This window comes from Glycomyces halotolerans, assembly GCF_054779575.1.
Map to the genome: position 1 here is coordinate 110,954 of NZ_BAAGXZ010000008.1, position 20,114 is coordinate 131,067.

The 20,114-nt window shown below is 69.8% G+C and carries 18 protein-coding genes; 11 read left to right on the plus strand and 7 right to left on the minus strand.

The window, feature by feature from the left end; translation table 11 throughout:
* The first annotated feature begins 186 nt into the window (after window positions 1-186).
* From ACYVL2_RS09380 to ACYVL2_RS09390, 3 genes are all read left to right on the plus strand, one after another.
* The gene (locus ACYVL2_RS09380) at window positions 187-1,821 is read left to right on the plus strand and encodes a LuxR C-terminal-related transcriptional regulator (RefSeq protein ID WP_460542518.1); all 1,635 of its coding nucleotides are present in this window, start codon (window positions 187-189) and stop codon (window positions 1,819-1,821) included.
* A 125-nt stretch (window positions 1,822-1,946) separates the two neighbouring features.
* A complete protein-coding gene (locus ACYVL2_RS09385; RefSeq protein ID WP_460542520.1) occupies window positions 1,947-2,837 on the plus strand; it encodes an alpha/beta fold hydrolase in 891 nt (296 codons plus the stop codon).
* Window positions 2,834-3,661: a class I SAM-dependent methyltransferase gene (locus tag ACYVL2_RS09390; protein WP_460542522.1), complete on the plus strand. Its 828-nt coding sequence runs from the start codon at window positions 2,834-2,836 to the stop codon at window positions 3,659-3,661. The genes ACYVL2_RS09385 and ACYVL2_RS09390 overlap by 4 nt, the downstream gene beginning before the upstream one ends.
* Window positions 3,662-3,735: 74 nt before the next feature.
* Here ACYVL2_RS09390 and ACYVL2_RS09395 read toward each other — a convergent pair whose 3' ends face one another.
* A complete protein-coding gene (locus ACYVL2_RS09395; RefSeq protein ID WP_460542525.1) occupies window positions 3,736-4,992 on the minus strand; it encodes a CehA/McbA family metallohydrolase in 1,257 nt (418 codons plus the stop codon).
* A gap of 265 nt (window positions 4,993-5,257) precedes the next feature.
* Here ACYVL2_RS09395 and ACYVL2_RS09400 point away from each other — a divergent pair, with 265 nt between their 5' ends.
* The 4 genes from ACYVL2_RS09400 to ACYVL2_RS09415 all read left to right on the plus strand — a co-directional run bounded on the left by ACYVL2_RS09400 (window position 5,258) and on the right by ACYVL2_RS09415 (window position 9,955).
* Complete coding sequence (locus ACYVL2_RS09400) at window positions 5,258-6,235, plus strand: DUF389 domain-containing protein (protein WP_460542527.1); 978 nt, start codon at window positions 5,258-5,260, stop codon at window positions 6,233-6,235.
* A gap of 346 nt (window positions 6,236-6,581) precedes the next feature.
* Complete coding sequence (locus ACYVL2_RS09405; protein WP_460542529.1) at window positions 6,582-7,625, plus strand: hypothetical protein; 1,044 nt, start codon at window positions 6,582-6,584, stop codon at window positions 7,623-7,625.
* Between the two features lie 192 nt (window positions 7,626-7,817).
* Window positions 7,818-8,978 carry a pyridoxal phosphate-dependent aminotransferase gene (locus ACYVL2_RS09410; protein WP_460542531.1) on the plus strand — a complete coding sequence of 387 codons (1,161 nt, stop codon included), beginning with the start codon at window positions 7,818-7,820 and terminating at the stop codon, window positions 8,976-8,978.
* Between the two features lie 104 nt (window positions 8,979-9,082).
* Window positions 9,083-9,955: a glycoside hydrolase family 43 protein gene (locus ACYVL2_RS09415; protein ID WP_460542533.1), complete on the plus strand. Its 873-nt coding sequence runs from the start codon at window positions 9,083-9,085 to the stop codon at window positions 9,953-9,955.
* A gap of 8 nt (window positions 9,956-9,963) precedes the next feature.
* Here ACYVL2_RS09415 and ACYVL2_RS09420 read toward each other — a convergent pair whose 3' ends face one another.
* Window positions 9,964-11,622 carry a glucosidase family protein gene (locus ACYVL2_RS09420; RefSeq protein WP_460542535.1) on the minus strand — a complete coding sequence of 553 codons (1,659 nt, stop codon included), beginning with the start codon at window positions 11,620-11,622 and terminating at the stop codon, window positions 9,964-9,966.
* A gap of 57 nt (window positions 11,623-11,679) precedes the next feature.
* Entirely contained in the window at window positions 11,680-12,990 is a 1,311-nt protein-coding gene (locus ACYVL2_RS09425) for an ABC transporter substrate-binding protein (RefSeq protein WP_460542537.1), read from the minus strand.
* Window positions 12,991-13,346: 356 nt separating this feature from the next.
* Between ACYVL2_RS09425 and ACYVL2_RS09430 the strand changes: the two genes are divergently transcribed.
* Both ACYVL2_RS09430 and ACYVL2_RS09435 read left to right on the plus strand, forming a co-directional pair.
* Window positions 13,347-14,294: a carbohydrate ABC transporter permease gene (locus ACYVL2_RS09430; RefSeq protein ID WP_460542539.1), complete on the plus strand. Its 948-nt coding sequence runs from the start codon at window positions 13,347-13,349 to the stop codon at window positions 14,292-14,294.
* Complete coding sequence (locus ACYVL2_RS09435; RefSeq protein WP_460542541.1) at window positions 14,278-15,174, plus strand: carbohydrate ABC transporter permease; 897 nt, start codon at window positions 14,278-14,280, stop codon at window positions 15,172-15,174. The genes ACYVL2_RS09430 and ACYVL2_RS09435 overlap by 17 nt, the downstream gene beginning before the upstream one ends.
* Before the next feature lie 60 nt (window positions 15,175-15,234).
* Here the strand turns inward: ACYVL2_RS09435 and ACYVL2_RS09440 are convergent, their stop codons facing one another.
* The 4 genes from ACYVL2_RS09440 to ACYVL2_RS09455 form a co-directional block, all read right to left on the minus strand.
* Window positions 15,235-15,804, minus strand: a complete 570-nt coding sequence (locus ACYVL2_RS09440) for a hemerythrin domain-containing protein (RefSeq protein WP_460542543.1) — start codon at window positions 15,802-15,804, stop codon at window positions 15,235-15,237.
* A 17-nt stretch (window positions 15,805-15,821) separates the two neighbouring features.
* A complete protein-coding gene (locus ACYVL2_RS09445; protein ID WP_460542545.1) occupies window positions 15,822-17,033 on the minus strand; it encodes a hypothetical protein in 1,212 nt (403 codons plus the stop codon).
* A gap of 191 nt (window positions 17,034-17,224) precedes the next feature.
* Window positions 17,225-18,400: a zinc-dependent alcohol dehydrogenase gene (locus ACYVL2_RS09450; protein ID WP_460542547.1), complete on the minus strand. Its 1,176-nt coding sequence runs from the start codon at window positions 18,398-18,400 to the stop codon at window positions 17,225-17,227.
* Window positions 18,397-18,840 (minus strand): SRPBCC family protein, encoded by a 444-nt coding sequence (locus ACYVL2_RS09455; protein ID WP_460542549.1) that lies wholly within the window; start codon window positions 18,838-18,840, stop codon window positions 18,397-18,399. Before ACYVL2_RS09455 ends, ACYVL2_RS09450 begins: the two co-directional genes overlap by 4 nt.
* 197 nt (window positions 18,841-19,037) lie before the next feature.
* Here ACYVL2_RS09455 and ACYVL2_RS09460 point away from each other — a divergent pair, with 197 nt between their 5' ends.
* Entirely contained in the window at window positions 19,038-19,517 is a 480-nt protein-coding gene (locus tag ACYVL2_RS09460) for an anthrone oxygenase family protein (RefSeq protein ID WP_460542551.1), read from the plus strand.
* 69 nt (window positions 19,518-19,586) lie between these two features.
* Window positions 19,587-20,006, plus strand: a complete 420-nt coding sequence (locus tag ACYVL2_RS09465; protein WP_460542553.1) for a PRC-barrel domain-containing protein — start codon at window positions 19,587-19,589, stop codon at window positions 20,004-20,006.
* The last annotated feature ends 108 nt before the right edge of the window (window positions 20,007-20,114 follow it).

Consider the following 20,114-nt stretch of genomic DNA (forward strand, 5'->3'; position numbering starts at 1 on the left):
CGTGTCCGGGGATCCGAGCCGCGCGCCGAATGCTCTGCGCGGCGAGGGGCCCGGCACCCCGTCGGCGTGACCAGGAGTGGTTCCAGTGGTGTTCGGCCGCCTCGCCCTCACGGACTGGAGACCGCCGCGCGGCCGCAGGCGGGGTTAGAATGCGCCCGACGCGGTCCCCGGCCTGGAGGAGCAACGATGCCCGCCGATGACGCGCTCTCGTCCGGTCGCGAAGCTTTCGAACGCCTGGCCTGGCGGGATGCGTACGAGCATTTCGCCGAGGCCGACCGTCGGGAACCACTGAGCGCCGACGACCTGGTCGAGCTCGCCGAGGCCGCGTATCTCATCGGACGGTTCGAGGAGGCCGACGGCGCTTGGGAGCGGGCGCATCTGTCGTTTCTCGATGCCGGTGACGCGCGTCGCGCGGTGCGGTGCGCGTTCTGGCTCGGCCTGACGCTGTTCCTGCGCGGCGAACACGCGCGCGGCGGCGGCTGGACGGGCCGGGCCGGGCGAATCCTCGAAGCGTCGTCACTGGACTGTGTGGAGCACGGCTATCTGCGGGTGCCGGCCGCGGTGCGAGCGCTCGGCGACGACCCCGAGGCCGCGCACCGCGGTTTCGTCGACGTCGCCGAGACCGCCGAGCGGTTCGGCGATCGCGATCTCGTCGCGTTCGGCAGACTCGGTCAGGGCCAAGCGCTCATCGCCCAGGGCCGCGCGCCCGAGGGCGTGGTCATGCTCGACGAGGCGATGGTGGCGATCACGACCGGCGAAGTCTCGGCGCTCGTGGCCGGGATCGTTTACTGCGCCACGGTGCTCGCCTGCCGCGACATCTTCGACGTGCACCGCGCGCAAGAGTGGACGGCGGCGCTGAGCCGCTGGTGCGCGACACAGCAGGACCTCAAGCCGTACCGGGGCCAGTGCCTGGTGCACCGCTCGGAGATCATGCAGTTGCGCGGTGAGTGGACCGACGCGATGGACGAGGTGCGACGGGCGCGCGAGCACCTGGAGGGGCCGCCGGGCGATCCGGTCGTCGGGATGGCGTTGTACCAACAGGCCGAGCTCCTCCGCCTTCGCGGCGAGTTCGCCGAGGCCGAGCGGTGCTACCGGGAGGCCAGCGCGTGGGGGCACCCGACGCAACCGGGCCTGGCGCTGCTCCGGCTCGCACAGGGCCGCTTGGACGACGCCAGCGCCGCCGTCCAGCGCGCGGTCGCCGAGGCGGAGGGCGCGGTGGAACGGTCGAGAGTCCTGGCCGCCTATGCCGAAATCGAACTCGCCGTCGACGACGTCGACCGCGCCCGCGCGGCGGTGGAGGAGCTGGAAGGCATCGCCGCGCAGTTCGCGTCGCCGTATCTCGACGGCGTGGTCGCGTACACGCGCGGTTCGGTGCTGCTGGCCGCCGGCGAGGCCGAGGCCGCTTCGGCGGTGCTGCGGCGGGCCTGGATCGCGTGGCATCGCCTCGAAGCGCCGTATGAGGCCGCATTGGTGCGGCTGCGAATGGCGCGGGCGTGCCGGCTGGTGGGCGACCACGATTCGGCCGAGATGGAGCTGGACGCCGCGCGCCGCGTCTTCGAGCAGCTCGGCGCCGTGCCGGCGCTCGACCGGGTGCGGGCGCTCAAGGAGCGGCTGTCGCCGACGGGCGGAGGGCGGCTGACGCCCCGCGAGGTCGAGGTGCTGCGCCTGGTCGCTACGGGCGCGACGAACCGAGAGATCGCCGATACGCTCGTGATCAGCGACAAGACCGTCGCTCGACACTTGAGCAACATGTTCACCAAGCTCGGTCTCTCCTCGCGGGCCGCGGCCACCGCGTACGCCTACGAGCACGACCTGGTCTAGCGGTTCCGCGCCTGCACAGAATTACCCACGCGGCCGGGCCGCCGCAAGATGGTCGATCCGCCCGATGCGGACGCTGCCGTCCGAGGCGGACCCTTGCCTCAAGAACTTTGAGGAAGGGGGACGCGATGAAGCGTTCAGAGAGCATCAGCGGGCCGGAGGCCCGCGAGCGCCTGGTCGCGGCGCTGCCGATCACCGAGCGGCGGCTCCGGCTCGGCGCGGTGTCCACTGCCGTCTGGGAGGGTGGTGAGGGCCCGCCGGTCGTCCTCCTGCACGGCCAGGGCGAGTTCGCCGGCGTCTGGCTCCGCGTGATTCCCGAACTCGCCAGGCGTCACCGGGTCATCGTCCCGGACCTGCCCGGGCACGGCGCCTCCACCACGGAGGCGCGGCTCGACGCGGACACGGTCCTGGCGTGGCTCGGCGCGCTGATCGAGCGGACGTGCGCCTCGAGGCCGGTCGTGGCCGGCCACCTGCTCGGCGGCGCGATCGCCGCCCGCTACGCCGCCGGCCACAGCGACGGGCTCGCGCACCTGGTGCTGGTCGACACCATGGGGCTGGGCTGGTTCCGTCCGAAGCCGAGCTTCGCGATCCCGATGGTGCGGTTCGTCGCCAAGCCGACGCCGCGCAGCCGCGACCGCTTGTTCGACCGCTGCTTCCACGACATGGAGCGCGTCGGCGACGGCGCCGGAGACCAGTGGGGCCCGCTGCTCGACTACGCCTTGGACCGGGCACGGGACCCGAAGGGGCAGCGGGCCCTGCGCCAGCTCATGCCGCGCCTGGGAGTACCGCCGATCCCGGCCCGCGACCTCGAGCGGATCGGGGTCCCGACGACCTTGGTCCACGGCCGCCACGACCTGCAGGTCGGCCTGCGGACCGCCGAAGCGGCCGCCGCCAGGCACGGCTGGCCGCTGCACGTTGTCGAGGACTGCCGGGACGATCCGGCGGTCGAACAGCCCGAAGCCCTCCTGGACGCGATGCAGACCGCGCTCGGGACCGCCGATGAGAGGAAGGCATCATGACCACCGCACCGACTGCGGCGCAGATCCGCGGCGCCTGGGACGCGCTCGCCGAGGAGTACGAGGAGCACGTTGCACCGTTGACCGGGGATCTCGCCGACGAGCTGCTCGGCCGCGCCGAGCTGGGCCCCGGCGTGCGATGTGTGGACGTGGCGGCCGGGACCGGCGCGGTGGCCGTCCGGGCCGCGAGGACCGGCGCCGAGGTCGTCGCCGTCGACCACTCGCCCAAGATGATCGAACGCCTGCTGGCGAACGCCCGCGCAGCGGGACTGTCGAACCTGGACGGCAGGGTGATGGACGGCCAGGCGCTGGAGCTGCCGGACGACGCGTTCGACGTCGCGGTCTCGAACCAGGGCGTCTCGCTGTTCCCGGACTTCGACCGTGGACTGTCTGAAATGGTCCGCGTGGTCAAGCCCGGCGGCCGGGTCGCCCTCGCGGCGTTCGGGCCGTTCCGCCGGGCCGAGCCGTTCGGCTTCCTCGCCGGGGCGATGAAGGCCGTTGTGCCGGGCTTCGAACCGCCGGCGTCGCCGCCGCTGCCGTTCCAAGTCGCCGACCCGGAAGTCCTGCGCCGCAAGATGCACGAGGCCGAACTCGGTGGCGTGTCGATCGACGGGTTCACCTGGGAGATGCCGTTCGCGTCGGCCGCCGACTTCCTGGCGACGTTCACCTCGGCGAACCCGGTGTTCAGGCAGATGGTCGCCGCCCTGGGCGAGGAGCACCGCGACGAGGTGCGGCAGGTGCTCGACGGCATGTTCCGCGAACGCTCCGGCGGCGGGCCGCGGGCCGTGCTCGGCACTGAGGTCAACATCGCCACCGGCACCAAGTGACCGCCTACTGGAGATGAGACCTCGGGCCGCTGCGAAGGAGCGCCACCGTCCTAGGGCCGCTCCTTCGCAGCCGGTCAGGCCGTGGGTTCGAGCCACCAGGGGCTCGAGTACGCCACGCCGAGGTCGTTGCACGGGTGGCCGTCCGGGCCGGGCTGGTCGTTGGCGGCGGCCGGGTCGGAGATGCGCAGCACGACCCAGTCGCCGTCCTCGACGTCCATGGGGACGGTGAATTCGACCAGGTCGCCCGCCTCGAACTCGATGACCTCGGCGACGAGCGGGGCATCGGTGTCGGGCCGCAGCACCTGGACGCGCAGCGGTTTGCCCGTCCACTCCGGTCCTCGGTCGAGGTCGACCGTGAACGTGACGTCCCCGGCGGTGAGGGGGATCGTCCCTCCCATCTGGACGCCGTTGGCGACCGCGTCGAGCCGCAGGCCCGAGACTCTGGTGGCGAAGAACCGGCGGGCCCGCATCGCCTCGTACACGCCCGCGCGGGTGTTCTCGGTGACCCACAGTCCGCTGCGGCCCTTGCCTTCGGGGTAGCCCCAGTCGGTGCCGTGCTCGTCGGTGACTCCGGTCAGTCCGGTGCGCCATCCGGCGTTGAGGCAGGCGACCAGCGGCGAGTTCATTCCGGAGGACCATCCTTCGAACAGGTAGTCGTCACGGCGGTTGAACATCTCGAGGCCGACCATCTGGTCGATCGCCGGCGAGTCGGGGTCGAACTCGTCGAACCTGGCCGCCTCGCGGCCCGGGTGGTTGAACGTGGCGATGGCGTCCCGGGCGTCGAGCCAGTCGTAGAGGCGGCCCATGCTGCTTGCTCGGAGCAGGTCGGCGAAGTCGCCGGTGCCGTACACGTTGACGTGGCCGAGCAGCGGGTGCGACCACTCGAAGCCGCGGATGGCGGTGAACCGGCCCGGGTCGTCGGCCGCGTCGGCGAGCTCGCCGATGCGGCGCCACTCCCCTGAGGAGAGTCCCTCGATGGCGAACAGGGTGGTGTGGTCGGTGAGCGCGGCGACGTCGAGCCCGGCCGAGCGCATCGACTCGTAGGCGAGTTCGGGGTCGCCGTCGCCGTCGGACATGACGGTGTGGTTGTGCATGTCGGCGTGGACGAGCCGCGTGCCCTGGCTGATCCTGGAGCTCCGTGCGGCGCCGATCTGCGGAGTCGGGCTCGGTGATGCCGCCGTGGGCACGGTGGAGGCCGCGGCGGTGCCGGGGGTCGTGGCGAGCATGAGCAGGCCGCCGGCTCCGGCCAGCAGTGCGCGTCGGGGAACGGACGGGTGGTCGTGGTGAGGATGGTGATGATCGTGCCGGGATTCCGGGTGATATTCACTCATGAACATGAGTACATACTTCGTTGCTCAACACGGGTCGACGACCATCGAACGCGAAGGCGAATTCCCGACCAACAGGCGCACTCGGACCTCGGCACGGAACGACGAACGTGACGCGGAGGAAGCGAAGCGCTCGGAGCACCGCCTCAGCTCGCGGGACGACGCCGCCGCACCCGTGTTCCCGGCTCTGCGGGACCGGTGGAGGCCGGGCGCCGAACTCCCGGCGCGGCAGCGTCCGATCGCGGATACTGTCCGCGGGAGGTGGACGATGGGCGTGCTCATTCCCGCCGGTCAGCGGCGGAGCCTCGACGAGCTGCGCGAGAAGGTCGACCTCGGCGAAGGCGACCTGCGGGCAAAGCGATCGGCGTTCTGGATCATGCTCGTGCTCTCGGGTCTCATCGCGACCGCCGGGATCGTCGACGACTCCACCGCCGCCGTCATCGGCGCGATGATCATCGCGCCGTTGGCGACACCGATCCTCGCCGTCGGGCTGGGCATCGTCACCGGCCGAGTCTCGCTCGTCCGGCGTTCGCTCCTGTACGTCGCGGCGAGCGTGCTGATCGTGGTGGCCATCGGCTTCGTGTACTCGCAGGCGCTGCCCAATCCGGACAGCGTCTTGTCGAACTCGCAGGTCCTGGGCCGCGCCTCGCCGAACTTGACGGATCTGGTCGCGGCCGTGGCCACCGGTCTCGCCGGGGCCATCGCGATCGCCCGGCGCGATGTGGGCGACGTGCTCCCGGGCGTGGCGATCGCCATCTCGCTGGTCCCGCCCCTGGGCGTGGCGGGCGTGTGCCTCGGTTCGGGCAAGGTCGCCTTGGCGATGGGGGCGCTGGTGCTGTTCGCCTCCAACACGGTCGTGCTCGTCATCGCCGCGGTCGTGGTGCTGATGGCCGCCGGATACGCGCGCGAATCGGCCGAAGGCACAGCCGCCCCTTGGCGCGGACGCGCCTACGCGGCGCTGTCGGCGGTGCTCCTGTTCGTGGTCGTCCCGATGGCGATCAACACGGCCACTTCGCTGTGGGCCGGACAGGTCCGCACGCTGGCCCAGGACTGGCTCACCGAGGTGCCGGAGGCCGAGGTCGAAAGCGTCTCCTGGCACGGGCACGGGCTGGTGGTCGAAGTCCGCAGCCCCGCGGACCTGCCCGAGGTGGCCGAACTCCAGCGATCGGTCGACGCTCTGCTGCCGACCGACCCGCGGCTGACGGTGGTGCACACGGTCGGCGAGCGCCTCCACGGCTCGACCTAGGCCCCGTTCGGTCGGCCGTTCGCCCGGGCGGGCTGCGCATCACCGAGGAGGGCGCCCACACGGCGTCCGGGAATTCCCGCAACGTACCCTCGGCTCATTCAAAGTCCGCCATATCAGATCCACACTCGAGATGGTGGACTGACATTTCATTGCAAACTGACATGAGACCGAACAGGTCGTGACAGCAGCACTGTCCAATTGTCAGTATCATGTCAGACTTGTGTACTCCCAGTGATTTCCTTGGTACTTTCCGGTCGATCGTCCAACGGCTTTCCCTTCGCCGTGAACAGGTCGATCAAGGCAGTGCCGAAGGAGGTCAGCTGTGGCCGGAAAGTCATGGACCCGGGTGAGACGTGCGCTCACCGTCGCCGCCGCAATGGTGGCGACGTCGGCCGGATCGACCGCGGTCGTGGCCGCCCCCGCCTCGGCGAGCGGACACGATCTGGTGCCGCTCGTATCGTTCTTCAACCCGTCCCGAGGCGACCATTTCACCACCACGCAGTCCGTATGGACGTGCCAGTACTTCCGCACCTGCGCGGCCGATCCGAGTCACGAGATCGTCGGCCTGCAGGGATTCGTCTACGATCCGGCGGACCCGCAGCCGGCGAACACCGTGCCGCTCTACCACTGGTGGAGCTCCGACCGCGGCGACAACATGCTCACCACTGACCCGCGCTGGTCCGGAGACGTAGGCGACCGCCGCAGTTCCGGCGGCGAATACGTGCTCTTCCGAATCGAAGGCTACGTCCCGACCACGTGGTCGGCCGGGACCGTCCGACTCCGCAGCCATTGGAATCCCACGGTCGCGGACAACGCCGCGATCGCCACCTGGCGCTACAGTGACACGGTGCCGTCCGGCTGGTCGCAACACCGCAACGAGGGCTATTTGCTGCCTCCGGACGACTCGTCGCTGCAACGGTGCGTCGACCGCTCGGCGCACGACCACCGGGACGACCCGGAATGGAACGCGCACGGCGACCAGGTGAACGACTGGGCCGCACCGCTGAGCCTGATCGACGGTGACACGCTCCGAGTCGACGCGGATCCCGACAGCGTGATCAGGACCGACTACTGGGGACACCGGGAGTCGGTGTTCGGGTACTCGTGGAGCCACGCCGGGACCGACTACCCGGCTCCCGGGGAACCGCCGTACGCGCTCATCGGCCGAGTCACGTCCGGCTCGGTGTACGTCCTCGGCCGAGGCTGGTACGAGGCGAACGAGTGGTTCCCGGTGGTCGGCACGGAGAACACCGGCGCACCGTCGCCGTCACCGTGCCTGCTGTACGAATCGAGAAGCGGCGGCGGCCAGCGGTTCCAACTGAGCTTCAACGACCCGGTCCTCAGTGACAACGGCGGCTTCGCGCCGGTGAGGGTCACCCAGTGGTTCTGAGGTCCGCTCGGCCGGCAGCGAATCGACGCCGCGCGGCCGAGCCCTCATTCCGCCGAAGTCCGTCGCCCGGTTCCAACCCGTGGGCCCGGCCGCGCCCCGCGCCGTTCCGCGTCCCTGGAGGGGTTACATATGGCTGTGAGCCGTAGACAATCGCCAGAGACACGGCCCCGACGTAGAGAGCACGGTGCGCACATGGAGGACAGGCCACTGCTGAACCGGAGGCTGGAGGGCTTCGGCACCACCGTCTTCGCGGAGATGTCGGCGCTGGCCGGACGCACCGGCGCCATCAACCTCGGCCAGGGCTTTCCCGACACCGACGGCCCGGCCGAGATCGTCGAGGCAGCCGTGCGCGCAATCCGCGACGGCCGAGGCAACCAGTACCCGCCCGGCCCCGGCGTCCCCGAACTGCGCCAGGCCATCGCCGACCACCAAGAGCGCCGCTACGGCCCGTCGTTCGACCCCGACCGCGAAGTCATGGTCACCGCCGGCGCCACCGAGGCGATCGCCGCCTCCATGCTCGCGCTCCTCGAGCCCGGCGACGAGGTCATCGCGTTCGAACCGTTCTACGACTCCTACGCCGCCTGCATCGCCATGGCCGGCGCCAAGCGCGTCCCGGTCACCCTCCGCGCCCCCGACTTCCGGCCGGACCTCGACGCCCTCGCCGACGCGGTCACGCCTCGAACCCGCCTGCTGCTGCTCAACTCCCCGCACAACCCCACCGGCACGGTCCTCACCCGCGGCGAGCTGGCCGCGATCGCCGACCTCGCCGTCGCCCGCGACCTCCTGGTCGTCACCGACGAGGTCTACGAGCACCTGGTCTTCGACGGCGAGCATGTTCCACTCGGCTCCATGCCGGGCATGCGCGAGCGCACGGTCTCGATCTCCTCGGCCGGCAAGACGTTCTCCTTCACCGGCTGGAAGGTCGGCTGGATCACCGCCTCCGCCGACCTCGTGGACGCCGTGCGCACGGCCAAGCAGTTCCTGACCTACGTCACCTCCGGCCCGCTCCAGCACGCCATCGCCGAGGCCCTGCGCCTGCCCGACGCCTACTACGACGACTTCCGCCAAGACCTGCACGCCAAGCGGGACCTCCTGTCGGCCGGACTGGAGGCGGCCGGATTCGAGGTCTACCGGCCCCAGGGCACCTACTTCGTCACCACCGACGTCACGCCGCTGGGCGAGACCGACGGCGTCGCGTTCTGCCGTTCCCTGCCCGAGCGCTGCGGCGTGGTCGCGGTGCCCAACGCCGTCTTCTACGACACCCCCGACGCCGGCCGCGCGCAAGTCCGCTTCGCCTTCTGCAAGCGAAAGGAAGTCCTGGAGGAGGCGGTCGACCGCCTCGGCGGGCTCTGAGCCTCGACTCCGCGCCCCCGGTGCCGTGCCACGGCGAGGCAAAGGTTTACCGTGATGGGCGAACGCCCCGGTCGCGGAGCGCAGAGAGCCGATGGAGGAGACCCATGCCCCGCTTGGACGATATCCAGATCCGCGATCCGTTCGTGCTCCACGTGCCCGAGGAGGACCGGTTCCACCTGTTCGGCAGCACCGACGAGAACATCTGGCGCGGCCCGGCGACCGGCTTCGACACGTACTGGAGCACCGACCTCGAGGACTGGCACGGCCCGATCCCGGCCTTCCGGCCCGACACGGACTTCTGGTCGCACACGCAGTACTGGGCGCCCGAGGTGCACCGCTACGACGGCGCCTTCTACATGTTCGCGACCTTCGCCGCCGAGGGACGACGCCGCGGCACCCAGGTGCTGCGCGCCGAACGCGCCGAAGGCCCGTACGCGCCCTGGTCCGACGGCCCGCTCACACCGAGCGACTGGGAATGCCTCGACGGCACCCTCCACATCGAGGACGGCACGCCGTACATGGTGTTCTGCCACGAGTGGAAGGACGTCGGCGACGGCGAGATCCAGGCCCTCCGGCTGACGCCGGACCTGCGTGGCACGGTCGGCGAACCGGCGCTGCTGTTCACCGCCTCCGAGGCGCCGTGGACCCGGCCGCTCGGCCGGCCCGGGCCGGCCGCCTACGTGACCGACGGGCCGTTCCTGCACCGCAACGCCGACGGCACCCTGCTGATGGTGTGGTCGAGCATGGGCGAGGGCGGCTACGCGCTCGGCGTCGCGGCCTCCGAGACCGGCGGGATCCTCGGGCCGTGGCGGCAGACGGACGAAGCGCTGTGGCCCACCGACGGCGGCCACGGCATGGTCTTCACCGACGCCTCCGGACGACTGCTGCTCACCCTGCATCAGCCGAACCGGACCCCCGACGAGCGGGCGAAGTTCATCGAGATCGAAGAGGTCCCCGGCGGTCTCGCGCTGCGCTGACCGGTCGGTCAGCGGCCGGTGGTCGGCGGCACGAACACGACCGCCGACCTGCCGGCGACGCGTCCGTCCATGTCGAACTCGACCCGTTCGTTGGCGACGACCGACAGTTCAAGTGGAGGCGTCGCGGCGCCGTGGAACTCGAGGACACCGCTGACCGTCGCCGGGCTCATGCCGACCACGGCCCGCGCCCGCCCCTCGGCGTCCGTGACGAGCCGCCATCCGCGCGGGAAGACGTACCGCAGCCTCCCGTCGCGGCGGACTTCGACTCGCTCGTCGTCGGCCGCGAGCTCATACCGGGCGCCGTCCACGCGACGCGCGTAGGCCGTCGCCTCGGCGGCGGCGCCGTGGTCCAGTCGCGTCGGGGCCATGCCGGTGAACCACACCTCGCCGTCGGGGCGCGGCAGGATCCCGCAGCAGCGTTCCACCGCGTCGAGCAGCCACAGGATCGACGGCGAGTACACCGAGGTGAAGCCCGCCGCGCCGGACCACGGGTCCAGGCACTGCGGGAAGCGGTCGGCGATCGCCAACGCCGCCAGCACCGGCGCGGTCGCCACGGCCAGCTCGGCGACGTGGCCGTGATGCTCGAACGCGTGCGGCGCGCGCAGCAGCGCCAGGAAGTTGACCGGACCGCCCCAGGAGTTGCGGGAGGCGTCGGCGTCGAACCGCGGGTCGTCCAAGGCCAGCGACGTGAAACCGTAGTGCGAGAGGAACTTCCGCGTGTTCATCAGGTAGCCGCGCAGCGCCGCCGCGAAGCGCTCCTCATCGCCGATCTCGCAGGCCAGGACCCGCAGCAGCACATCGGACTGGACGCGGACCGGCTCACCGGACCGGTCGCTGTCGTAGAAGCATTCGTCGGCCTCGTCGAAGCACTGGGCGTACAGCGCTTCGACCGAGGCGCGGGCCTTGCGCCGCCACGCCTCGCCGTCCTCGCCGAGCTCCTCGGCGATCCGGGCCAGGTAGGCGCGCTGGCAGGCGACGTTGGCGGTCAGGTCGGGCGCCACATAGGGCAGGATCGGCGAGTCGGGGTCGCACCATCGGGCGTCGCCGCGGAAGGCGCGGTCGGGCGCGAACCAGAACCGCGGCGAGAGGTCGTGGCCGGTGTCGAAGGTGCAGAACGCCTCCACGCCGCCGGTGCCGCGGGTGTCGCGGTAGCGCGCGAGCCAGTCGTCGTACCGCGCCATCGCGCCGTACATGGTCTCCAGGAGGTCCCGGTCGCCTCCGGTGAGGCGGTGGTGGTTCCACACGGTGCGCGCCAGCGGCGTGACGATCTGGATCTGGCTGAAGCCGGGACCGGCGTCGGTGAGCTTGTAGGGGATCATGCCGTCGTCGCGCTGGTGCTCGGCGAACAGCAGGTGCGTGTCGCGCGCGATGCGGGGCGCGAAGCGGGCGAGGACTTCGGCGTTGATCGTGCCGGTGCTCTCGATCCACGAGCCGGCGTAGACGCCGCCTTCGTTGAGGACCGGGGCGCTGCCGGCGAGGGACCGGACGCACTGGGCGAGTTCGGCGATCGCCTGGTGCCAGCGCTCGGTGAGCGGGCCGCCGACCGCCGCGAAACCGATGCCGTTGCCGGCGAGTTCGTCGGCGAGGCCTGTCCCTTCGATGCCGGCGCGCGAGGCCGGGTCGCTGGTGCGGAGCCGGGCCAGGGCGCGGCCGATCGCGTCGGTCATGGTTCCCCGTGGTGGTGTAGCGGGAGGCGGGCCGGTGCCGGCCCGCCTCCACGGTGTCTATTCGAGTGCGGCCCCGAGTTCGGCGATCCATTGGTCCGCCGCTTCTTCGGGTGTCATTCGGCCGAAGAGGACTTCGGCCTCCATCCGCTGGGAGAGTTCGTTCATGATCTGACCGCCCGCCGGTTGGGGCGGGGCGACTACGCCTTCTTCGAGGACGATGTTCACGTAGTCGGCTGCGGTCTTGGAGGGTCCCTCCAGCAGGGGCGCGACGACTTCGAGGGTGTCGGGATTGAACGGCACCCCGCGGGTGTCGAGGATGAGTTCGGCCGCGGCGGGCTCGTGGAGGAACCAGTCGACGAGCATGGCCGCCGCCTCCGGGTGCGCGCTGGAGGCGTTGATCGACCAGAAGGCCGAGGGCAGCAGCGCGATGCCCGACCGGTCGGTGTCGGTCGGCGGGAGCATCATCTGCACGTCGCCGGCGGCGCTGTAGGCGGACATGAGGTTGGTGTACCCGAAGGTGATGGCGGCCTGGCCGATGGTGAAGGGCTGCTGGTCGGGCGGGAGCTGCCAGTTCGAGGTGACGATGGACGGGTCGGGCAGGGCTCCGCTGTCGAGGAGTTCCTGCTCGAGTTCGTACCAGCCGGCGATCTGGCCGGCGTCGACGCCGAGTTTGCCGTCCCAGTCGTACATGCCGACTTCGCTGACTTGGGCGGCGTAGGTGCCCATGATGTCCTGGATGCGCAGGTCGATGCCGTAGACGGGGTTGCCGGCCTCGTTGGTGAGTCCGGCGTTGCCGATCTGGCCGGCGACCTCCACCAGGTCGTCCCAGTTCCATCCTGCTTCGGGGACGGGCACTCCGGCCTGCTCGAAGACGCCGACGTTGATGAACGCGGCGATCGAGTTCCCGCCGGTCGGCAGTCCGTAGAGGGTGTCGTCGACGATGGCGTTGGTGAGCGAGAAGTCGGGGTACTTCGAGGAGTCGAGCTGGTCGCTCACAGTGGACAGGTCGAGGAGGGCGCCGAGTTCGCCGTACTCCTGCGGCTTGGCGCCGCCGAGCGCGAAGACGTCGGGGGCGGTGTCGCCGCCGCCGGCGAAGTCGGTGGCGAGGCGGTTGAAGAGGTCGTCGGGGGCGCCCACGGGCGTCTCGACGACGGTGATGTTGGGGTGTTCCGCTTCGAAGAGGTCGATGACCTCGGCGAAGAGGCGTGCGCGATCGTCGTCGCCCCACCAGGAGATCTCGAGTTCGATCTCCTCGTCGGGGTCGTACTCCCCTGCCGATCCGTCGTCCGAGCCGAAGCATCCGGAGAGGAGGAGGGTCGCGGCGGCGACGGATCCGATGGCGGCACGCGAACGTGTCCTACGCGTCATTGCGCCTCGTTTCGTGTGTCGTCGGTGGCGAGGGCCACCGTGTTGCCACTGATGCGGACGAGTGAGGGGCCGTCCGAGAGCGGTCGCCGGGGACTGGGCCGGGACAGCCGAAAATTGCAACCGCTTTCCGGAAAATTAGCATCGAGCTCGCCGGTTGTCAATGCCCAGCGATCAGCGAAGCGCTCCCATCGTCCCAGGTGGAGGGTCATATGCGACCTTTCGGAACTTTCCGATCCCCCCTGAATTTTTCGGTCCGCCCCCGATTGACGAAGCGTTTGCAAGCCGTCATAATCGACGCAGTCGTGCAACCGCTTTCCCCCGATCCCGCGCGCGGTCGCGAGAGGCTAGGAGATCCCATGAGCAGTCTCGGCGAGCTGCGGAACATCGCAGTGAGCAGACGCAAGGGCCGCGCCCGCGTCAAGGAGAAATACCCCGACAACAAGGCGGCCTACCTCTTCCTGCTCCCCTGGATCATCGGCCTGTTCGGACTCACGATCGGCCCGATGATCGCCTCGCTCTACCTCTCGTTCACCGAGTACAACCTGCTCCAGCCTCCCGAATGGATCGGCCTGGACAACTTCACCGCCATGTTCGGCGACGGGCGGTTCTGGAACTCCTTCCGCGTCACCGTCATCTACGTGCTCGGCGGCGTCCCGATCCTGCTCGCCCTGGCCCTGGCGCTGGCGCTGCTGCTCGACAAGGGCATGAAAGGCCTGCCGTTCTACCGCTCGGTGTTCTACCTGCCGAGCCTCATGGGCGGATCGGTCGCGATCGCGATCCTGTGGCGCCAGGTCTTCGGCAAGGACGGCCTCGTCAACGGCGTGCTCGCCTGGTTCGGCGTCGACGGACCGGGCTGGATCGGCCACCCCGACTTCGCGCTCGGCACGCTCATCGTCCTGAACGTGTGGACCTTCGGCTCCCCCATGGTGATCTTCCTGGCCGGCCTCCGACAGATACCCGAGGCGTTCTACGAGGCCGCCTCCATCGACGGGGCCGGCCCGGTCCGGAAGTTCCTCTCGATCACGCTGCCGCTGCTGACGCCGATCATCTTCTTCAACATCGTCCTGCAGGTCATCTTCGCGTTCCAGGCGTTCACGCAGGCCTACGTCGTCTCCGGCGGCACCGGCGGACCGGCCGACTCGACGATGTTCTTCACGCTCCTGCTCTACAAGGAAGCGTTCAACGAGCTCGACATGGGCTACGCGTCCGCCATGGCATGGTTCCTCGTGATCGTGGTCGCCGCCTTCACCGCGTTCAACTTCTGGCTCTCGAAGTACTGGGTGTTCTATGACGACAAAGACTGAGACCCTCGTCCGCCCCCAGGACCCGCCGGCGCGGCGGCGGCGTCGGCCCGCATGGCGGGCACTGCGATCGTTCGGCCGCCACGTCATGCTCGCCGTGATGTCGGTGGTGATGATCTACCCGCTGATCTGGCTGCTCGTCTCGAGCTTCAAACCCAACAGCGAGATCTTCCGCAACCTCAGCATCTTCACGCTCGACCTCACGGCCGAGAACTACGTGAACGGCTGGAACGACCTCCAGTTCCCCTTCGGAGTGTTCATCCTCAACTCCTCGATCATCGCCTTCGGCGCGATCCTCGGGAACCTGTTCTCCTGCTCCCTGGCGGCGTACGCCTTCGCCAGGCTCCGGTTCCGCGGCCGCAACGTGTTCTTCGCGATCATGCTCGCCTCGATCATGCTCCCGTTCCAGGTGATGATGGTGCCGCAGTTCCTGATCTTCAAGGAACTCGGCTGGCTCAACACGTTCCTGCCGCTCATCGCGCCGAAGTTCCTCGCCACCGAGGCGTTCTTCGTGTTCCTGATGGTCCAGTTCATCCGCGGACTGCCGAAGGAGATCTTCGAGGCCGCACGCATCGACGGCGCGGGCCACTTCCGCTCCTACCTCCAGATCACCCTGCCGCTCATCGTGCCGGCGCTGGCGACCACCGCGATCTTCACCTTCATCTGGACCTGGGGCGACTTCTTCGGGCCGCTGGTCTACCTGCGCCTGCCCGAGTCGTGGCCGGTCTCGGTGGCGCTGAAGGGCTTCCTGGACGCGCAGTCGAGCTCGGACTACGGCTCGATGTTCGCCATGAGCGTCGTCTCGCTCCTGCCGATGTTCCTGGTGTTCGTCTTCGGCCAGCGCTTCCTCATCAAGGGCGTCGCCACGACCGGTATCAAGTGAGACGGCCGGGCGCGGAACGGGTGCCGGTTCCGCGCCCGGCCGATCGGCCGGGTCGGCCGCTCACTTCGACATGGCGCCGCGTACCGCGTCCTTGGCCCGGTCGAACACGGCCAGAACGGGCCCGGCCGTCAGATTCTTCGCGGCCGACTCCGCCCCCGGATGCGGGTGCGTCGGCGCGGTCTTCTCGGCGGCGCGAACCTGCTTGGCGAGTGACTGCAGCTGCTCGGGTTCGCAGTCCCCGCGCAGGTACCGGAACTCGTAGACCTCTTCATGGTGGGCGTGCTCGAGCACCGAGTCCCGCAGCTGCGCCAAGGTGGTCTCGAACTCCTCGGAGTCGTGGTCCATCGACTCCAGCCGTTCCAGGACCTCCTTGGCCTCGCGCTCCTCGTTGAGTCGGTCCTCGACCACCTGCTCGCCGCCATCGATGTTGCGGCGCGCCAGCGGATGCACGATCTCCTCTTCGGCGGTCTCGTGCACCGCTAGCAGGCGCACCAGGCGCCCGAACGCCTCGCTCCGCCGCTCACCGGTGTTCGACTGGACCTCGACGAACAGCTCGCGAATGAGCATGTGCTGGCCCAAGAGCAGTTCGATGACGTCCTCGACGTGCTCGGGGCGGTCTTCGACAGGCATCTGCGTCTCCTCGCTCATCACCGTGCGACGGCCTCTTCGCGCAGCTCCCGCACCGGATGCTCGCCCTCGGTGGAGAGCCGGTAGTCGGTGCCGAACTGCTCGCGGTGCATGTCGACGACCCGCTCGCTGGGCGGGGCCTCGCCGCCGTGGATCTGCTCCTGCATCCGCTCGAAGCGCTCGTGGGCCTCGCGGACGTAGCCGGCGCCGAGCGTGTTGAGGTCGATCTGGGTGTCCAGCAGCTCGCGCACGTAGGCCTTGTTCGGCTCGAACGTGACCGGCTGCGGCAGTTCGGGCGCGAGGATCTCCTCCGGTTCGCGCCCGTCGTGCTCCCGCAGCAGGTCGCAGGCGACCCGCAGGTGCTCGAGCTCCATGTTCAGGTGCAGCTCCCAGATCGCCTTGATCCTCGGGTCGGTCTCGGTCTCCATGAACGAGTAGTACAGGTAGCACTCGTTGTACTCGTGGTTGAGCAGCCGCTCCCACCAGGTCTCGCCCGGGTCGACCAGCGATTCGTAGTGGGTGACGTGCTCCTCCTCGATCAGCCCGATCTCCTGGTAGAGCTGCCGGGCGATCGGCTCCATGTACTCCGGGCCCACGTTCATGTAGAAGTTCATCGTCTGCTGCTCGGCGGCCATGATGGTCAGCGCGTGCAGCTTCGAGCGCGGGTCGGCGGTCCTGCGGTCGTAGGGCTCGCGCACGTTGTCGGCCCCGTGGCGGTGGTGGTACTTCGTCGGCCGGCCGGGGATCACCTCGGTCAGGCCGTCGACGATCTTCTCGGCCTTGCGGTGCTGGACCATCTCATAGAGGTTCGAGTATCGGTAGAGGTGGTCGAAGTCCTCCAGCACCCCGAACTGGTAGGCCTGCTTGAGCTCGGGGTCGGGCTCCATTCGGGCGACCCAGGCGGTCAGGTCGACCGCGACCTGCTCGTAGGCGATCGTCGTCTCCAGTGCCGAGGAGATGCCCGGCAGCAGCCAGTTGACGGTCTTCTGCTGCTGCTGTTCGAGGTACCGGACCTCGGCGAGCTGCTGCTTGACCTCCATGGACGGGCAGTGGCGGGCGAGCTGATGGCTGAACATCAGGGCCTCGACCTCGATGCCGTTCATCGCGATGATCCGGCACCGTGTGTACGGATCGGCCCGATCGGGGTCGATCGGCTCCACATTGAGTTCTCGCCAGTTCCGCACCTGTTCGTCGAGCGGGATGCCCTGATGCTCCAGCGGATTGAATGCCATTCGGTTCTCTTTCCTGTGCGCGATTCGCCGATTCGGGCACGCGTGACGACGCGACGCCTCCGGCGCCCCTTTGACTTGCCTCCCGCGACGCGGCCCGAACGGCGCGTCGGCATCAGGAGACCCCACCGCGCTTCAGGTGCCCCGTGTGACTCTCGGTAAACACGGAGCCGCCCTCCGTTTCCGGTCGGCGCCTACCAGGTCGGGTGGAACACCGCGCGCACGCACCCGTCGCGCTTGCGTTTGAACAGGTCGTAGCCTCGCGGCCCCTCGGTCAGCGGCATCTCGTGCGTCGCCAGGTGGCGGGTCTCCAGCTCGCCGCGGGCGATGCGGTCCAGCAGCATCGGGATGTAGCGCTGGCCGTGCTGCTGGGCGCCGCGCAATGTCAGCCCCTTGTTCATGACCGCCCCCAGCGGGAACTTGTCGACCATGCCGACGAACACGCCGAGGGTGAACACGGTGCCGCCTTTGCGGCAGGCCTGGATGGCCTCTCGGACCGCGTCGGGCCGGTCGGTCTGCATCCGCATCCGGTGTTTGAAGCCGTCGTAGAAGCCGCGCGGCCCGCCGGAGTGGGCCTCCAAGCCGACCGCTTCGATGCAGACGTCGGGCCCGCGACCGCCGGTCTGCTCGCGCAGTTCCGCGCCGACGTCGGTGCGGGTGTAGTCGATGGACTGGGCCCCGCTGTGGCGTTCGGCCATGGCGAGCCGGTCGGCGAACCGGTCGATCGCGAAGACGGTCTCGGCGCCGAGGAGGGTCGCGGCCCTGGCGGCCATCTGCCCGACCGCGCCGCATCCCCAGACGGCCACGACGTCGCCGGGACCGACGCCTCCCAAGTGGGCGCCCATCCATCCGGTGGGCACCGCGTCGGAGGCGAACAGCGCGCTCTGGTCGTCCACGCCGTCGGGGACGCGGAAGGCGCCGTAGTCGGCGTAGGGCACGCGGACGTATTCGGCGTGACTGCCGCGGAAGCCGCCCATGGCGTGCGAGAAGCCGAAGACGCCGCCGGTCTCGTAGCCCCACAGGGCCGCACCGAACCCGGGCTTGGGATTGCCGTTGTCGCACAGGGACCACAGGTCGTTCTCGCAGTACCAGCAGCGGCCGCAGGCGATGAACGAGCAGACCACGACCCGGTCGCCGACCTTGAGGCGGCCGACCTCGGAGCCGGTCTCGACGACCTCGCCGAGGAACTCGTGGCCGAGGACGTCGCCCGCCTCCATCGCCGGGACGTAGCCGCCGATGAGGTGGAGATCGGAGCCGCACGTGGTCGTGGCGGTGACCTTCACGATGGCGTCCTGGTCGTTGAGGATGCTCGGGTCCGGCACCTCTTCGACCGACAGCTCATTGATCCCTTGCCAGCACAGCGCCTTCACAGCCGTCCCTCTCCGCCGGCGCGCCGGCCGGCCGCTTCGACGAGCTTGGTCCCGATGCCGCCGCCTCGCGGGCCGGTCTCCTCCACGCGGAGCACTTCCCCGGTCTCGACGAGTGATTTCGCGTCCCGCAGGGCCTCGCGCACTCGCTGGCGAGGGTCGCTGCCGGCCACCCGCGCCGCGATGCCCGCGTCTTGGAACGACGGGTCCACCATCCGGACGGCCACCTCGGTGCCCCGTCCACCGGCGGCCGGCGCGATGCGCAGCCTGAGGTCCATGCCGAGGGCGGCGAGACGCTCGCGCACGCGGGCGTCGGCCTCCTCGGGCGCGGCGTTGACGGTGACCGCCAGACGGCGGTCGCCGGCCCGGTCCCGCCGCCGCCGGGACCGGCGCCGGAGCCCCCACCAGGCTCCGGCGCCGGCCGCTACGGCTGCGCTTGCCATCAGCCTGTTCATCTTGCAGCTCCCCGTCCGTGCCGCGATCGCAAGCTCGTATCGCGCCCCCGATTGGTTTCGCACGTTCCCGAGTACAGTGCCCGCGCGAGCCCGGCGCGAAACGTCCGCTGAGCGTTCGGAACCCGAAGCCGTTTCGCGGAGGCGGATCCGGGACGGCATGATGGTCTCGACGGAAGGAGTCGGTTGTGGATGTCGTTCGGATCGTGGCGCTGCTGGCGGCGCTGGTGCTCTCCGGTCTCATGGCCGGGGTGTTCTTCGCGTTCGCGGTGGCGGTCATGCCGGGACTCAGGCGGATCGGCGACACGGCGTTCGTGGCCGCGTTCCAGGCGGTCGACCGGGCCATCGTGAATCCGCTGTTCGTGTCGGTGTTCCTCGGCGCGCTGCTGATCACCGGGGCCGCCGGGCTGCTGCATCTGAACCGCGGCGCCGAGTTCGGGTGGACCATCGCGTCGTTCGTCCTGTATCTGGCGGTTTTCGCCATCACCGTGCGGGTCCACATTCCCCGCAACGACGCGATCAAGGCCGCGGGAGCCGTCGACGGAGCCGAGGCCGCGGCCGTCCGCGAGCGGTTCGACGAGCGCGCGTGGGCGCGGTGGAACACCGTCCGGGCCGCCCTGACCACCGCCGCGTTCTGCTGCCTGGCCCTGGCGGTCGCCGCGGGCTGAGCCCGGGGCCCGTTTGTCGGTCCCTGCGAGGGGTATCCCATTGCGGAGACTCGCTACGGAGGGAACATCATGGCTGATGAGACAGCGGAGCTCGTCCGGCTCGGGGACACCGACCTGACGGTCGCCACCGAGGCCGACGATGTTCGCGGCCGCAAGGTCATCGACAGAGACGGCGAGGAGACCGGCGAGGTCGAGAGCCTGCTCATCGACAGGTCGGAGCGGAAGGTGCGGTTCCTCGAAGTGGGATCCGGCGGATTCCTCGGCATGGGCAAGAAGCAGGTGCTCGTGCCGGTCGACGCCGTCACCAGGATCGACGAGGACCACGTCTACATCGACACCAGCCGCGAGCACGTCGCGTCCGGCCCGGGCTACGACCCGGAGATCACTCCCGAACCGGAGCGTCCCTATCTGGAGGACGTCTACGGGCACTACGGACTGACGCCCCACTGGGGCTCGGGGTACATCTACCCCGGTTACCCGTTCAGGTGAACCGAGAGCGCGGACGCCGCGGACCCGAGAGGTCCACGGCGTCCGCTCGTGGGGGGCATGGGAATGCGGCGGGCGGGGCAGCAGCGCCGTGCGTCCGCCCGCCGCACC